Annotated in this window: 11 protein-coding genes and 1 riboswitch; of the genes, 5 read left to right on the forward strand and 6 right to left on the reverse strand. The window is 67.4% G+C overall.

Going from position 1 to position 15,303, the window contains the following annotated elements; translation table 11 throughout:
• Nucleotides 1-22: 22 nt before the first annotated feature.
• Nucleotides 23-105: riboswitch (S-adenosyl-L-homocysteine riboswitch) on the reverse strand.
• A 123-nt stretch (nt 106-228) separates the two neighbouring features.
• On the forward strand, nt 229-2,745 hold the full coding sequence (locus HFK18_RS14270) for a prolyl oligopeptidase family serine peptidase (protein ID WP_180166766.1): 2,517 nt from the start codon (nt 229-231) through the stop codon (nt 2,743-2,745).
• Between the two features lie 235 nt (nt 2,746-2,980).
• Nucleotides 2,981-5,692, forward strand: coding sequence for a phosphoenolpyruvate carboxylase (gene ppc, locus HFK18_RS14275; RefSeq protein ID WP_180166767.1), 2,712 nt, complete (start codon nt 2,981-2,983; stop codon nt 5,690-5,692).
• Between the two features lie 67 nt (nt 5,693-5,759).
• Here ppc and HFK18_RS14280 read toward each other — a convergent pair whose 3' ends face one another.
• Nucleotides 5,760-6,266: an acyl-CoA thioesterase gene (locus HFK18_RS14280; protein ID WP_089238821.1), complete on the reverse strand. Its 507-nt coding sequence runs from the start codon at nt 6,264-6,266 to the stop codon at nt 5,760-5,762.
• A gap of 184 nt (nt 6,267-6,450) precedes the next feature.
• Nucleotides 6,451-7,662 (reverse strand): methionine adenosyltransferase, encoded by a 1,212-nt coding sequence (gene metK, locus HFK18_RS14285; protein WP_089238823.1) that lies wholly within the window; start codon nt 7,660-7,662, stop codon nt 6,451-6,453.
• A gap of 313 nt (nt 7,663-7,975) precedes the next feature.
• On the opposite strand from metK, the gene HFK18_RS14290 reads away from it, so the two are divergent.
• From HFK18_RS14290 to HFK18_RS14300, 3 genes are all read left to right on the forward strand, one after another.
• Nucleotides 7,976-9,685, forward strand: a complete 1,710-nt coding sequence (locus tag HFK18_RS14290; RefSeq protein WP_180166768.1) for a lysophospholipid acyltransferase family protein — start codon at nt 7,976-7,978, stop codon at nt 9,683-9,685.
• Nucleotides 9,682-10,482 carry a UDP-2,3-diacylglucosamine diphosphatase gene (locus tag HFK18_RS14295; RefSeq protein ID WP_180166769.1) on the forward strand — a complete coding sequence of 267 codons (801 nt, stop codon included), beginning with the start codon at nt 9,682-9,684 and terminating at the stop codon, nt 10,480-10,482. The genes HFK18_RS14290 and HFK18_RS14295 overlap by 4 nt, the downstream gene beginning before the upstream one ends.
• A 155-nt stretch (nt 10,483-10,637) precedes the next feature.
• Nucleotides 10,638-11,672: a metal-dependent hydrolase gene (locus tag HFK18_RS14300; protein WP_180166770.1), complete on the forward strand. Its 1,035-nt coding sequence runs from the start codon at nt 10,638-10,640 to the stop codon at nt 11,670-11,672.
• Nucleotides 11,673-11,762: 90 nt separating this feature from the next.
• On the opposite strand, the gene HFK18_RS14305 is transcribed toward HFK18_RS14300, so the two are convergent.
• The 4 genes from HFK18_RS14305 to HFK18_RS14320 all read right to left on the reverse strand — a co-directional run bounded on the left by HFK18_RS14305 (nt 11,763) and on the right by HFK18_RS14320 (nt 15,215).
• On the reverse strand, nt 11,763-12,590 hold the full coding sequence (locus HFK18_RS14305) for a class I SAM-dependent methyltransferase (protein ID WP_089238831.1): 828 nt from the start codon (nt 12,588-12,590) through the stop codon (nt 11,763-11,765).
• A 9-nt stretch (nt 12,591-12,599) separates the two neighbouring features.
• Entirely contained in the window at nt 12,600-13,595 is a 996-nt protein-coding gene (gene dusB, locus HFK18_RS14310; protein ID WP_099820273.1) for a tRNA dihydrouridine synthase DusB, read from the reverse strand.
• A gap of 164 nt (nt 13,596-13,759) precedes the next feature.
• Nucleotides 13,760-14,185 carry a hypothetical protein gene (locus HFK18_RS14315; RefSeq protein ID WP_180166771.1) on the reverse strand — a complete coding sequence of 142 codons (426 nt, stop codon included), beginning with the start codon at nt 14,183-14,185 and terminating at the stop codon, nt 13,760-13,762.
• A gap of 112 nt (nt 14,186-14,297) precedes the next feature.
• Entirely contained in the window at nt 14,298-15,215 is a 918-nt protein-coding gene (locus tag HFK18_RS14320; protein WP_180166772.1) for a LysR family transcriptional regulator, read from the reverse strand.
• Nucleotides 15,216-15,303: the final 88 nt, after the last annotated feature.

The following is a 15,303-nucleotide window of genomic DNA, read 5'->3' on the forward strand; positions in this document are numbered from 1 at the left end:
TGTGGGCGAGCGGATGCTCGCATCTGGCCGGGCGCCGTTGTTGCAAAGCCACCTGGCCGAGCCTGGCCGGCCTCATGGGGTCCGGTCGCAGCGCCCCTCGGCAGGGGAGGATGCCCATTATATCGCGCCTCCGCTGTGACACAGCGATGACCCAACCATCGGCAGATGGGCGGATGTGCATGGCCTGTTAAGGTCGGGGGCTTCACGCAGCGAACAGGTGGAACAATGATGAGCACGCACGCACGCCGCAACCGGCGCTTGACTGGCCTGGTCCTGTCGATGGCCCTGCTGGCGGTGGTCCCGCAGGCCTTGGCTGCGGCCCCGCAGGCGGCACAGACCCAAGCGCAGGGCGTGACCGGCTATGAGCTGCCCTCGGCCGCACTGCAGGCGGTGGTCGACGCGCCGCGGGCACCGTCGCTGTACCTGTCGCCACGCCGCGACGTGGCCGCGCTGATGCAGATGCCGTCGCTGCCCTCGATCCAGGTGGTGGCGCAGCCGGAACTGAAGCTTGCCGGCCTGCGCATCAACCCGCGCACCTTCTCCGACAGCCGCTTCAGCTTCGGCCAGAAGCTGTGGCTGATGAACGTGGCCGACGGCAAGGAGCGGCAGATCAGCGGGTTGCCAGCCTCGTTGTCGATTGCCAGCCTGACGTGGTCGCCGGACCAGAAGTGGCTGGCCTTCAACCAGGTCGATGCCGCTACCGGTGCCAACGAGCTTTGGCTGGTGGACGTGGCCGGCGGCAGTGCCCGTCGTCTGGTCGCCGGCCTGAACACCGTCCTGGGCAGTGGCTACCAGTGGTTGCCGGACAGCCGTGGGTTGGTGGTGTTCACGCGCCCGGCCAACCTGGGCGCCGCGCCGGCCGCAGATGGCATCCCGACCGGCCCGGCCGTGCAGCAGACCAGCCAGGGCGGGGGCGTGGTCTCCATCCGTACCTACCAGGACCTGCTGAAGAACGAGGCCGACGCGCGCCAGTTCGATTACTACGCCACCACCCAGCCGGTGGAGGTCAGCCTGGACGGGCAGAGCCGTGCCATCGGTGCGGCCGGCATTTTCATGGGCTTTGCGGTGTCGCCCGATGGCCGCTTCGTGCTCAGCCAGCCGGTGCAGCGCCCGTACTCGTATGTGGTGCCGGTGAGCAGTTTCCCGCGCCGCATCGAAGTGCTCGACCGCAGCACCGGCAAGCTGGTGCACACCGTGGCGGTGCGTCCGCTGGTGGAAGGCCTGCCGACCGGCAACGATGCCGAAGTGACCGGCGTGCGTGACATCAGCTGGCGCGGCGACGCCGATGCCACCCTGGTGTGGGCCGAAGCGCAGGACGGCGGCGACCCGAACAAGGAGGCCAAGGTGCGCGATGCGGTGTTCATGCAGGCCGCACCGTTCGACACGCCGCCGGTGACCCTGGCCCAGCTCGGCAGCCGTTATGCCGGCATCAGCTGGGGCCGCGGCGACCTGGCCCTGCTCAACGAATCGTGGTGGAAGACCCGCCGCAGCAAGACCTGGCTGATCGCACCGGACAACGCCAGCGCCGATGCCAGGCTGCTGTGGGACCGCGATGCGCAGGACCGCTACGCCGATCCGGGGCGTCCGCTGATGACCAGCGATGACCGCGGCCGCTCGCTGCTGCAGACCACCGCCGATGGTGGCAGCCTGTACCTGGCCGGTGCCGGTGCATCGCCGGAAGGCGACCGTCCGTTCGTCGATCGCTTCGACGTGGCCAGCGGCAAGGCGACCCGCCTGTTCCATTCGCAGGCACCGACCTACGCCGCGCCGGTGACGCTGCTGGATGCGCAGGCCAGTTCGCTGCTGATCAGCCGCGAGAGCCCGGACGAGCCGACCAACTTCTACGTGCAGTCGCTGGCCGACACCAACGCTGCACCGCGTGCACTGACCCACTTCGCCCATCCGCTGCCGCAGTTGAAGGGGGTGCAGAAAGAGCAGATCCGCTATAAGCGCAAGGACGGCGTGGACCTGACCGCGACCCTGCTGCTGCCGCCGGGCTACGACCCCAAGCGCGATGGTCCGCGGCCGCTGCTGATGTGGGCCTACCCGGGTGAGTTCAAGAGCGCCGCAGCCGCCAGCCAGGTGACCGATTCGCCGTACCGCTTCAACGCGATCAGCTACTGGGGCCCGCAGGCGTTCCTGGCCAAGGGCTATGTGGTGCTGGCCAGCCCGTCGATGCCGATCATCGGCGAAGGCGACAAGGAACCCAACGATACCTACATCGAACAGCTGGTCGCCAATGCGCAGGCCGCGGTGGACGAGGTGGTGCGTCGTGGCGTGACCGATCGCGAGCACATCGCCATCGGTGGCCATTCCTACGGTGCGTTCATGACCGTCAACCTGCTTGCGCATACCCGCCTGTTTAAGGCCGGCATCGCCCGCAGCGGCGCCTACAACCGCACGCTGACCCCGTTTGGTTTCCAGGCCGAAGAGCGCAATTACTGGCAGGCGCAGGACGTGTACCAGAAGATGGCACCGTTCAATTACGCCGACCGGATCAAGGATCCGATCCTCTTCATCCATGGCGTGGACGACAACAACTCGGGCACCTTCCCGCTGCAGAGCGAGCGCATGTTCGCTGCGGTGAAGGGCTTGGGCGGCACTGCCCGCCTGGTGATGCTGCCGAACGAATCGCATGCCTACCGCGCACGCGAATCGATCATGACCATGCTGGCCGAGAGCGAGCGCTGGCTGGAGCAGACCCTGGGTCCGGTGCAGCAGGGCAAGGCCAGGAAGAAGCGCTGACGCGCATGACGGCGGCCCTCGCTGCGGGGGCCGCCTGTTCGGCTGCGCCGCCACCCGAGCACGGGCTCGGGCGCTACAGGGTATGGCGCGCGATGATGTCTGTAGAGCCGAGCCCACGCTCGGCTGCTTCTGCTGCGGATACGTGCAGATGAAACCATTTCCGCATCGCAGCATCGTGCGTAATCTGGTTTAGGCTTGGGGTCTGGATCCGTTGACCGAGGCCTGTGCGTCGCCGATGAACGAGTACCGCAGCAGTATCGAGTTCGCTTCCCCCGATCTTCCCCTGCGTGACGACGTGCGCCGTCTCGGTGCACTGGTCGGCGACCTGCTGGTCGAGCAGGTGTCGGCCGCTTTCCTCGATGACGTCGAGGACGTGCGTACGCGTGCCATCGCCCGCCGCGAGAACCAGGCGCCGCTGTCCGAACTGGCCGATGGCCTGGCCGGGCGTGCGCCGCAGCAGGCCGAGACCATGGTGCGTGCGTTCAGCACCTACTTCCAGGTGGTCAACATCGCCGAGCGCGTGCATCGCATCCGCCGCCGCCGCGACTACCAGCGCGCCGTTGCCGCCGCACCGCAACCCGATGGCCTGCAGGACGCCCTGCAGCACCTGAAGGCACAGGGCGTTGGCCTGGATGAACTGGCGCAGTGGCTGCCACGCATCGATATCGAGCCGGTGTTCACCGCGCACCCGACCGAGGCCGTGCGCCGCGCGCTGCTGGAAAAAGAGCAGCTGATGGTGGCCAGCCTGGTCGACAACCTCGACGGCCAACGCACCCCCGGCGAAGCCGCCGCCGACGCCGCGCGCTTCCGCATGGCGTTGACCGCATCGTGGCAGACCACCGATTCCTCGCCGGTGCGTCCGACCGTGGACGACGAGCGCGAGCACGTTGGCTTCTATCTGGTGCAGGTGCTGTACCGGGTGATTCCGGTGCTGTACGAATCGCTGCAGCAGGCACTGCGCGATACCTATGGCGAAGAGGTGCCGTTGCCACGCCTGCTGCGTTTCGGCACGTGGGTGGGCGGCGACATGGACGGCAATCCCAATGTGGATGCGCACACCATCCGCAACACACTGGATGCACAGCGCGTTGCCGTGCTGGGCCAGTACCAGAAGGAACTGCTGCAGCTGGCCAGCCTGCTCAGCCAGTCCACCGAACGGGTGGGGGTGAGCGATGCACTGCAGGCGCGTGTCGCGCACTATCAGCAGTTGCTGCCGCAGGTGCAGTCGCGGCCACGCCATGCCGACATGCCGTACCGGTTGCTCAACGACCGCATGCGCGCGCGCCTGCAGGCCACGCTGGATGATGCCGACGGCGCTTATGCCGGCCCCGACGAGCTGATCGATGACCTGCAGCTGATCCTCGACAGCCTGCGTGCGAACCGTGGCGAACATGCCGGCGGCTTCGCCGTGCAGCGCCTGCTGTGGCGGGTGAAGACCTTCGGCTTCCATCTGGCGCGGCTGGATGTGCGCCAGGAATCGAGCGTGCATGCGCGCGCGCTGGCGGAAGTGTTGGGTGGCGACGCAGCATGGGATGCGTTGGATGCAGCCGGACGCGCACGCCTGTTGGCGCCCCATGCCAGTGGTGAAACACCCTTGCCCGTTGGCGATGATGAGGGCAACCAGCGCTTGGATGCGGTGTTCGCTGCATTGGCCGATGCGCGTGCGCGGCATGGTGGCGACGCGCTGGGCAGCTACATCATCTCGATGGCGCACGACCGTGGCGATGTGCTGGCGGTGCTGGCGCTGGCGCGTCGTGGTGGCCTGGTCGATGACGCCGGCGACGTGCCGCTGGATATCGCGCCGCTGTTCGAAACCGTGGACGACCTCAAGCGTGGCACTGCAACACTGCGCGATCTGCTGGCCGATCCGGTGTACCGCGCGCATCTGCGTGCACGCGACGACGTGCAGATGGTGATGCTCGGATACTCGGACAGCAGCAAGGACGGTGGCATTGCCGCCTCGCGCTGGGGCCTGCAACGCGCACAGGTTGAACTGCTGGAGGTAGCGGCCGACGCAGGCCTGCGCCTGACCTTCTTCCATGGCCGGGGCGGTTCGATCAGCCGCGGTGGCGGCAAGACCACGCATGCGGTCGATGCCTCGCCGCGCGGCAGCATCGATGGCCGCCTGCGGGTGACCGAACAGGGCGAGGTGATCCACCGCAAGTACGGCATCCGCGCGCTGGCGTTGCGCTCGCTGGAGCAGGCCACCGGTGCGGTACTGCGCGCCAGCCTGCGCCCGCGCGCCGCCGAGCCGCGCGAGGACGCATGGCGCCCGGTGATGGACGTGGTCGCCGGCTCCAGCAGCGAGATCTATCGGGCGTTCGTCGGCCAGCCGCGTTTCATGGATTACTTCCGCACCGCTACGCCGATCGATGTGATCGAACGGATGACCCTGGGGTCGCGGCCGTCGCGCCGGCTCGGCCAGGATGCGGCGTTGACCAACCTGCGTGCGATTCCGTGGGTGTTTGCCTGGAGCCAGGCGCGCGCGGTGATTCCGGGCTGGTATGGCGTCGGCAGCGGCCTGCAGGCGGCGGTGGACGCCGGCCATGAAGCCACGCTGCGCGAGATGGCGCGTGACTGGCCGTTCTTCCGCACGTTCCTGGATGACATCGCGATGGTGCTGTCCAAGGGCGATATCACCATCGCCGAACAGTTCTCGCGCCTGTCAGGCGAGCTGCACGATGCGTTCTTCCCGCAGGTTGAACGCGAACTGGAACTGACCCGGCATTGGCTGCTGGCGCTGATGGAGCAGCAGACCCTGTTGGACCACGACGCGCGGCTGGCGCTGTCGATCCGCCTGCGCAACCCCTATGTGGACCCGATCAGCGTGCTGCAGGTGGACCTGCTGCAGCGCTGGCGCGAAAGCGGGCGCGAGGACGATGACCTGCTGCGTGCGCTGGTGGCCTGCGTGAATGGTGTTTCGCAGGGCGTGCAGAACACCGGGTGAGCCGTATCCGCCGGGCATGGCCCGGCGCTACCGGCCTCGGTAGGTGCGGGGCTTGCACCGCACGCCTTCATTCTTCCGGCGACGGCGGGTTCGACGCCAGCAGTTCCAGATGCCGCTGCTCCATTTCCTGGCGCAGCTGGCGGCGGATCAATGCGGCGGCCTGGCGGCGCTTCTCGTCCGAACTGGCCGGCTGCAGTGACGGAACCGGCGTTGGCCGGCCTTCCTCGTCCACGGCCACCATGGTGAAGAAGCAGCTGTTGGCGTGGCGCACGCTGCGCTTGAGGATGTCCTCGGCCACCACCTTGACGCCGATTTCCATCGACGAGGTGCCGGTGTAGTTCACCGAGGCCAGGAAGGTGACCAGTTCGCCGACCGCGATCGGCTGGCGGAATACCACCTGGTCCACCGACAGGGTGACCACGTAGCGGCCGGCATAGCGGCTGGCGCAGGCGTAGGCCACCTGGTCGAGCAGGCGCAGGATCGCGCCGCCGTGGACCTTGCCGGAGAAATTGGCCATCTCCGGCGACATCAGCACGGTCATGGACAGCTGGTGGGATTTGAGTTCGGTCGACATAGGGCGATTGTATCGGCGTGGCGTGGCTCGTGTAGAGCCGAGCCCATGCTCGGCTGCTCTCGGCGCAGACAAAAAGAAAGCCGAGCATGGGCTCGGCTCTACAGGAAGCAGAAGGGCCGCTTGCGCGGCCCTTCTTGAAGGTCAGCCGACTAACAGTCGGCTCTACAGCGGCCCTTCGTCTGTCTTACTTCAGCTTCGCATCGGCGCGCAGGGCGGCGGCGCGATCGGTCTTCTCCCAAGAGAAGGCCGTGGCGTTGACGGTCTCGCCTTCACCGTTGATGTAGCTGAACTCCTTCGGCTTGCGGCCGAAGTGGCCGTAGGCCGCGGTCTGCTGGTACATCGGGTGGATCAGGTCCAGCATCTTGATGATGCCGTACGGGCGCAGGTCGAAGTGCTTGCGGATCAGCTTCTCGATCTTGTCGTCGCTGATCTTGCCGGTGCCGAAGGTGGTGACCGAGATCGAGGTCGGCTCAGCCACGCCGATGGCGTAGGAGACCTGCACTTCGCAACGGTCAGCCAGGCCGGCGGCAACCACGTTCTTGGCAACGTAGCGGGCAGCGTAGGCGGCCGAACGGTCGACCTTGGACGGATCCTTGCCAGAGAACGCGCCACCACCGTGACGGGCCCAGCCGCCGTAGGTGTCGACGATGATCTTGCGACCGGTCAGGCCGCAGTCGCCCACCGGGCCGCCGATCTCGAACTTGCCGGTCGGGTTGATGTGGAACTTGGTGCCCTTGTGCAGCCACTTGGCCGGCAGCACCGGCTTGATGATCTCTTCGCGGACGGCCTCGATGAGGTCCTTCTGCTTGATGCCCGGGGCGTGCTGGGTCGACAGGACCACCGCGTCGATGGCCGAGACCACGCCGTTTTCATAGCGCAGGGTGACCTGGCTCTTGGCATCCGGACGCAGCCAGGACAGCGGCGAGTTGCGCTTCTTGCGGATCTTGGCCTGCTGCTCGACCAGGCGGTGCGACAGGTGGATCGCCGCCGGCATGTAGCTGTCGGTTTCGTTGGTGGCATAGCCGAACATCAGGCCCTGGTCGCCAGCGCCCATTTCTTCCGGCTTCTTGCGGTCAACGCCCTGGGCGATGTGCGGGGACTGCTTGCCGATCAGGTTCAGCACGCCGCAGGTGGCGCCGTCGAAGCCGACTTCGGAGCTGTCATAGCCGATGTCCACGATGACCTTGCGGGTCAGCGCTTCCAGGTCGATCCAGGCGCTGGTGGTGATCTCGCCGGCAACGATGGCAACGCCGGTCTTGACCATGGTCTCGCAGGCCACACGGGCGCGCTGGTCCTGGGTCAGGATCGCGTCCAGCACCGCATCGGAGATCTGGTCGGCAACCTTGTCCGGATGGCCTTCAGAGACCGACTCGGAGGTGAAGAGGTAGCTGGACATCAGGCTTAATATCCTTTGATTCGGATGGAAAGATGGGCGCGAATGATACACGGGGTGCGCCGCCTGTGCATTGTGAACCCGTATGGGTTGCCGGTGGTTAAGGTGTTGTGCCCGGCAGGGCAAGGCCTGGCGGGCATTGCGGGGGCATCGTGCACAGGCAGTGTTCCACTGGCGTGACCATTGCCGCCCCCGCCGGGCCCGGATGGGCCGGTGCAGGCGCCGTCATCATTCTGCCGCCAAACCGCCATCTGGCTGCCGCGTCCTGGGCGCAGGCTCTCGGCCAACCCGGCCGCCGGGCAGGAGTGGACACGCCATGCAGGAACTCGAACAGCGTCTGCAGCAACGCTATCCCGACTGGTTCCATGGCCGTCGCGGCCAACTGGCCCGGCCCCTGCTGCGCAGCGTCGGACGTTGGTCGCGGCTGGACCGGATCGAAGAGTTCCTGCGCCGCAACGCCAACGTGCGCGGTTTCGACTTCGTCGCCGCCGGACTGGAGTTCATCGAGGGCCGCTACCACGTGGACCCCGCCGCACTGGCGCGGATTCCGGCCACCGGCCGCCTGTTGATCGTGGCCAATCATCCTTCTGGCGCGCTGGATGCCTTGGCACTGCTGGATGCCGTCGGCCGCATCCGCCGCGACGTACGCATCGTGGCCAACGATCTGCTGGGCGCGATCGGGCCGCTGCAGGACCTGCTGCTGCCGGTGCGCATCCTCGGTGGCAAGGTCCAGCGCACCAGCCTGCAGGCGGTGGAGCAGGCGCTGGCGGCCGAGCAGTGCGTGATCGTGTTCCCGGCCGGCGAGGTCTCGCGGTTGTCGCTGCTCGGCATCCGCGATGGTCGCTGGCAGCGGGGTTTTGTCCGTTTTGCCCGTGCCGCCGCTGCACCGGTGCTGCCGGTGCGGGTGGAAGCGCGCAACTCCGCGCTGTTCTACGGCGCTTCGACCCTGTTCAAGCCGGCCGGTACAGCATTGCTGGCACGCGAGATGTTCGCCCGCCGTGGCCGGCCACTGCGGCTGCGCATCGGCGAACCGATGCAGCTGGGGCAGGGTGACCCCGGCGCGCAGCTGTTGGCTGTGCGCCGCGCCGTATACGCCCTGGGGCGCACTACGCCGGTCGCCGAAGGCTGCCCTGCAGGACCCGAGCCGCTGGCCGCACCGGTGCCGCCTGCACAGGTTGCCGCTGGGATTGCCGCTGCCACCGTGCTGGGGCAGACCGCCGATGGCAAACAGATCCTGCTGGCCAGCTGCACGGCTGATTCGCCGTTGCTGCACGAGCTGGGGCGGCTGCGCGAATTGACCTTCCGCCAGGTGGGCGAGGGCACGGGGCGCAGTCGCGACCTGGACGACTTCGACCTGCACTACCAGCACATCGTGATCTGGGACGGCACCGCCCAGCGCATCGCCGGTGCCTACCGGATCATGCGTGGCGCGCAGGCGTTGGCGCGCCGGGGCCTGGCCGGGCTCTACAGTGCCTCCCTGTTCCGCTATTCCGACGATGCCATTCCACGCATTGCCGAAGGCTTGGAACTGGGCCGCAGTTTCGTGGTGCCCGATTACTGGGGCAGCCGCAGCCTGGATTACCTGTGGCAGGGCATCGGCGCCTATCTGCAATGCCAGCCCGGCATCCGTTATCTGTTCGGTGCGGTGTCGATCAGCGCCGCCTTGCCCCGCGATGCGCGCGAGCAGCTGGTGGCCTATTACCAGCGTTACTACGGCGCGGCCGATGGTCGGGTGCAATCGAACCGGCCGTTCCAGTACTTCGCCGCGCCACCGTGCTTCGGTGAACTGGATGCGGCGGCTGCCTTCGACGTGCTCAAGGCCAACCTCGCCGCGCTTGGCACCGGCGTGCCCACCTTGTACCGGCAGTACACCGACCTGTGCGAACCCGGCGGTGCACGGTTCCTGGCGTTCGGCGTCGATCCGGATTTCAGCGACTCGATCGACGGCCTGATCGAAGTCGACCTGCACGCGATCCGTCCACACAAGCGCAAACGCTACCTGCGCGATGCGGGGATGCCGGCATGAGCACGCTGGCGAACCTGGCACCGCATCGTCGCGCCGTGTTCGTCTCCGATGTTCATCTCGGGTCGCGGCATTGCCACGCGACCGAGCTGGCGCGTTTCCTCGGCACGCTGCGCTGCGAGCGCCTGTACCTGGTCGGCGACATCATCGACCTGTGGTGGATGGCACACCGGCGCGCCAACTGGCGGCAGTCGCACAGCGAGGTCATCCTGGCCCTGCACGCGCTGCGGCGCGCCGGTACCGAGATCATCTACATCCCCGGCAACCACGACGCGTCGCTGCGCCAGGTATGTGGGCTGATGCTGCCGGCGATGCAGGTGCGCCGCCGCGCGATCCACACCACGGCCGATGGCCGCCGGCTGCTGGTGGCGCATGGCGACGACTATGACGGCGTCACCCACTTCGGTGGCCTGCAGGAGCGGTTTGGTGACTGGCTGTACTACCGCATCCTCACCGGCAACCATCTGTTGAACGCGGTGCGGCGTCGACTCGGAATGCGCTACTGGTCGCTGTCCGAATTCCTGAAGCGCCAGAGCAGTGCGGCCGAACGCTACATCGAGCGCTTCGTGCAGGCCGGTCTGGATGATGTGCGCCGGCGTGGCCTGGATGGCATCGTCTGCGGACACATCCACCGCGCCGCGCTGATCGAGCGTGACGGTCTGGTCTATGCCAATGACGGTGACTGGGTGGAGAGCCTGACCGCCCTGGCCGAGGACCACGACGGCGCGTTGCGGCTGCTGGACCACAATGGGCAGACACTGGTCGAGCTGCCCGGCGCGCGGTTGTCGCAGGCGGCGTAAACCGCTCCTGTAGCGTCGAGCCATGCTCGACGGGCGTGCAGGGTGGTCCCGCTGTAGAGCCGAGCCCGTGCTCGGCTGTCGTGGCGCCGAACGAAGAGCAGCCGAGCATGGGCTCGGCTCTACATACACCGCGCGCAACCCGCTAGCATCGGCCGATGGACTCATTGACCCAGATCGTTCTCGGCGGCGCTGTCGCTGCCGCCATCGCTCCGCCCGGACACCGCCGTGCCGCTCTGCTGGCCGGTGCCGCGCTCGGTACCCTGCCGGACCTGGACGCCCTGTGGCTGGGCTTTACCGCCGCCGACCCGGTGGCGAACATGACCGACCACCGCAGTTTCAGCCATTCGCTGCTGGTGCTGCCGTGGGTAGCCGCGTTGATCTGGTGGTTGTTCAAGCGCTTCGGCAAGGGCAGGGTGGCGCAGTCACCGGTGCGCTGGTTCTGGGCGATCCAGCTGGCCTTGGTCACCCACCCCGTGCTGGATGCGTTCACCGTCTACGGCACGCAGCTGTGGTGGCCGTTGCAGCCGCATCCAGCGATGGGCTCGAGTGTCTTCATCATTGATCCAGGCTACACGGTGTGGTTGCTGCTGGGCTGCGTGCTGGCCTGGTTCGGTCGGGCGCGGCCGTGGGCGGGCAAAGCGCTCGGCGTTGCCTTGCTGCTCAGCAGTGCGTATCTGGGCTGGGGGCTGATCGCCAAGGCACAGGTCGACCGTGCCGCGCAGCAGAGCCTGGCCGCGATGGGCCTGGGTGACGCGCCGCGGTTCTCGGTGCCGATGCCGTTCAATACCCTGCTGTGGCGGGTGGTGGCGATGACCCCCAATGGCTACGTGGTGGGTGACCACTCGGTGGTGGCCGACCACGCGCCGATGCGTTTCGAGGGGCATCCGTCCAACGTGCAGGCATTGCGCGAAGCGGCGGGAATTCCGGCAGTACAGCGTCTGCAGTGGTTCAACCGTGGCTTCATGCGCGCACAGGTGGTAGAGGGCAGGCTGGTGCTGAGCGACCTGCGCATGGGCCTGGAGCCGGACTACACCTTCAACTTCGCGGTGGCCGAGCAGGTTGACGGCCAGTGGCGCGCGATCGTGCCCGAGCAGCTGCGGGTGGACTACAGCAGCCCGGCCGCGCGTGCCGATGCCGGTCGCCGGTTGTCGGCCATGTGGCAGCGCATCTGGCACCAGCCCGAACAGTAGATCCACGCCACGCGTGGATGGGGTGTGCATCGGCGGCGGCAGCCACGCATGGCGTGGCTCTACTGCCTCAATCGGTAGTGCCGGGGCCGCTCAATACACCGTCGCGCGGCCCTGCACGAACGAATAGAAGAACACCGCGTTCGGATCGTTCTGCACCAGCCGGAACTCGCGACGCATGCCCTCCACCGTTTCTTCGTCCACCGTGCCGGCCTGCAGCAGCTGGTCAGCCGCCGACAGCAGCAGCTGTTCCCAGAACGCGATCATCGTCTTGCGACGTGCCGGTTCGCGGTTGTCCAGGTGGATGGTCTTGATCTCGGTGTGCACATCGCGGAAGCCGCCGGCCAGCAGCAGATTGCCCAGCTTGGCGCCGACGAACGGGTCACCGCCATGGTCGTACTGGAAGTCATTGAAGGCCATCCAGTAGCGCCAGATGTGCGGCGAATACGGATCAAGCAGGAACGAGGCATTCATCACCTCGGTGATGTACACCGGCGAGCCCGGGGCGAGTACGCGGCGTACTTCACTCAGCACGCGCGCGGGCGAGGGCACGTGTTCCAGTACCCAGCACAGGAAGGCCGCATCGAAGGTGCGCGCCTCGAACGGCAGTTCGCCGGCATCGGCCTGCTGCAGCGTGTAACGGTCGCTGCACCACGGCGTACGCGCCAGATTCTCGCGTGCGGTTTCCAGCTGGGTCTCGCTCAGGTCCACGCCGGTCACGTGCAGCTCGGGAAAGCGGCGCAGCAGGATCTCGGTCTGTGCACCCACGCCGCTGCCGACTTCCAGCAGGCGCTTTGCGCCGCTGTAATCGATCTGGCCGAAGATGCTCGATTCCAGCAGGCGCGCCTGGGTCATCAGGCGCTGCTGCTCGGTGCCGGAGAACCCGTGCAGGTAGGTCGGGGAAGAAATCGGCGGGGTCATGATGGGGGCTCAGGCAGCAGAAGACATCGCCGGTTCCCCGGCGATCAGGCGGTCGAAATAGTCGGTGGTCAGTGCGATCTGGCTGGCCGGATCTTCAGCACGGTTGACCACCGCGCGGAACGCGGCATTCTCCGGCCGGTCCTTGGCGTACCAGCCCAGGTGCTTGCGTGCGATGCGCACGCCCTGCGGTTCGCCATAGAAATCGTGCAGTGCGTGCAGGTGGCCGAGCAGGATGTCGCGCACTTCGGCCAGCGACGGCGGCGGCAGTTCCTCGCCGGTGGCCAGGTAATGCGCCACCTCGCGGAAGATCCACGGCCGGCCCTGTGCGGAGCGGCCGATCATCACCGCGTCCACGCCGGTCTGCTGCAGTACGAAGGCGGCCTTCTGCGGCGAATCGATATCGCCGTTGGCGATCACCGGAATGCGCAACGCGGCCTTGATCTCGCCGATCGTGGCGTACTCGGCCTGGCCGGTGTAGTGCTGGTCGCGGGTACGGCCGTGCACGGCCAGGGCGGCGATGCCACTGGCCTCGGCGATGCGGGCGATGACCGGGCCGTTGCGGTGGTCGCAGTCCCAGCCGGTGCGGATCTTCAGCGTCACCGGTACGTCCACCGCGTTGACCACGGCTTCCAGGATGCGCGCGACCAGCTGCTCGTCGCGCATCAGCGCAGAGCCCGCCCAGGCGTTGCACACCTTCTTGGCCGGGCAGCCCATGTTGATGTCGATGATCTGCGCGCCATGGTCGACGTTGTAACGCGCCGCCTCGGCCAGCTGCTGCGGCTCGGTACCGGCAATCTGCACGCTGATCGGCGCCGGTTCACCGGCATGGTCCATGCGGTGGATCGACTTGCGCGTGTTCCAGAAGCGCGGGTCGCTGATGGTCATTTCCGAGGCAGCCAGACCCGCGCCCAGCCGTTTGCACAGCAGGCGGAAGGGCTTGTCGGTGACGCCGGCCATGGGCGCAAGCACGACGTTGGGGGCAATGGAGTACGGGCCGATCTGCATGCGCCCATTGTAGGGCGCGGCCGGCGCCCCGGCGGGGTTGCCGGCCTGCCGGTTCAGGCCGATCCGGACCGACCTCATGCCGCACGGGCATCAGCAGATGCTTGACGGTTGCTTCCGTCGCCCCCAAGGGCAGGCGATGGTGGTCGGCTGGGTGAACCGCTGCCCTACAGGGATTGCCAGGTTTGGGCGGCGCCGAACGCGAACGCCAGCCCGAGGCCGAGGCAGACCAGCGAACTGGCCACCCAGAAGCGCTTGCCGTTGTAGCCGGGGCGCAGCACCGCCAGCACGAACCCCATCGCCGCGCGCAACAGCAACAGGGCAGCGATGCCGGGCAGTACCCAGTGACTGCCGACCATCGGCGCATGCCTTGCTGCCGCCAGCGCATACAGTGCCCAGACCAGCAGCACGGCGGTGATGCCAGTTGTCATCAGTGGCGGCCACCAATGCCCGGCCTCGGCCAGCTGGACCACGCGCCGACCGGCACCGAAGCGCTCATACCAGGGGGCACCGAAAGCGATGCAGCCGATGTGCAGCAGGGCCGCGATGGCACTGCCGGTGACCGCGACCAGCAGCCAGGGGAATCCGTTCATGTCGCGCCTGAGCAGAGAAGCTGGGCGGATGGTGGGCCAGGGCCAGGGCGCGGGCAATGCGGCAGGCAGTCGCACCTGCATCGACGGCACGACACCACGCGCGGGAGGTGGTTCAGCGCGGTGGATCGATCCGCAGCCCAGCCGCCAGCCGGTCCAATGCCACATCCACGCGCGGTAGCAATTGTCGGCCTTGCGACCACAGCAATCGCAGCGGCAGGCCGCGGCAGTCCAGTTCCGGCAGGATCGAAACCAGGCTGCCGCGTGCCAGTGCGTCATCGAGCAGCCAGGTGGCGAGTTGGGCGATGCCGAAGCCGGCTTCGACCGCCGCCACCTGTGCTTCGGCACTACCGACCACCAGCCGAGCTCGGGCCTGCAGCGGTGCGATGCGCTGCCCGGCATCGGCGACCTGCCACGGCCCAATGCTCCCATCGGCCCGGCCGAACAGTACCCCATCATGGTCGGCCAGCTCGGCCGCCGAGCCGGGCAAACCGTGCCGCTGCAGATAGGCTGGTGACGCACAGAAGCGCAGGCATTCGTGGCCAAGCAGGCGGCTGCCGAGGGTGACCGGCAGTGGTTCCGGGCCACCGATGCGTACAGCCAGATCGACGCCTTCCTCGGCCAGGTCGATGAAGCGGTCGCTGAAGGTCACCTGCGGCCACAGCTGCGGAAACTCGGCGGCCAGGTGCAGCAGGATTGGCCAGACCTTCACGCGCCCGAAGGTGGCCGGTGCATCCACCCGCAGGCGGCCCACGGGGGCGTCTGCGTGTGCGGCCAGTACCGATTCGGCATCGGCCAGTTCGCCCATCACGCGGACACAGGTGCGGTAGAAGCCCTCACCGGCTTCGGTTAGGCGCAGGCGCCGCGTGCTGCGCTCGAACAGCCGCACTCCCAGCCGTGCCTCCAGCCGGGCAACGGTCTTGCCGATCGCCGAACTGGTCAGGTGCAGGCGCTCGGCGGCAGCGGTAAAACTACCTGCATCGGCGGTGGCGACGAAGGCCTCGATGCCACGCAGCCGCTCGGTGGGAAGCATTGGCGAATATCTGTCCGGAATTGGCCGAAAATATAGCAACAATCGGAATAGATGCAGGGAATAGGCTGTCGACTCCTGACCTGATTCA

Origin of the sequence: Stenotrophomonas sp. SbOxS2 (assembly GCF_013416715.1) — a bacterium.
Taxonomy (GTDB): domain Bacteria; phylum Pseudomonadota; class Gammaproteobacteria; order Xanthomonadales; family Xanthomonadaceae; genus Stenotrophomonas; species Stenotrophomonas lactitubi.

Excerpts from the sequence above, each read along its gene's own strand:
- HFK18_RS14320 (WP_180166772.1), bottom strand. The coding sequence starts at position 15,215 with ATGCTTCCCACCGAGCGGCTGCGTGGCATCGAGGCCTTCGTCGCCACC.
- HFK18_RS14300 (WP_180166770.1), top strand. The coding sequence starts at position 10,638 with ATGGACTCATTGACCCAGATCGTTCTCGGCGGCGCTGTCGCTGCCGCC.
- HFK18_RS14270 (WP_180166766.1), top strand. The coding sequence starts at position 229 with ATGAGCACGCACGCACGCCGCAACCGGCGCTTGACTGGCCTGGTCCTG.
- HFK18_RS14290 (WP_180166768.1), top strand. The coding sequence starts at position 7,976 with ATGCAGGAACTCGAACAGCGTCTGCAGCAACGCTATCCCGACTGGTTC.
- dusB (WP_099820273.1), bottom strand. The coding sequence starts at position 13,595 with ATGCAGATCGGCCCGTACTCCATTGCCCCCAACGTCGTGCTTGCGCCC.
- HFK18_RS14305 (WP_089238831.1), bottom strand. The coding sequence starts at position 12,590 with ATGACCCCGCCGATTTCTTCCCCGACCTACCTGCACGGGTTCTCCGGC.
- metK (WP_089238823.1), bottom strand. The coding sequence starts at position 7,662 with ATGTCCAGCTACCTCTTCACCTCCGAGTCGGTCTCTGAAGGCCATCCG.
- ppc (WP_180166767.1), top strand. The coding sequence starts at position 2,981 with ATGAACGAGTACCGCAGCAGTATCGAGTTCGCTTCCCCCGATCTTCCC.
- HFK18_RS14295 (WP_180166769.1), top strand. The coding sequence starts at position 9,682 with ATGAGCACGCTGGCGAACCTGGCACCGCATCGTCGCGCCGTGTTCGTC.
- HFK18_RS14280 (WP_089238821.1), bottom strand. The coding sequence starts at position 6,266 with ATGTCGACCGAACTCAAATCCCACCAGCTGTCCATGACCGTGCTGATG.
- HFK18_RS14315 (WP_180166771.1), bottom strand. The coding sequence starts at position 14,185 with ATGAACGGATTCCCCTGGCTGCTGGTCGCGGTCACCGGCAGTGCCATC.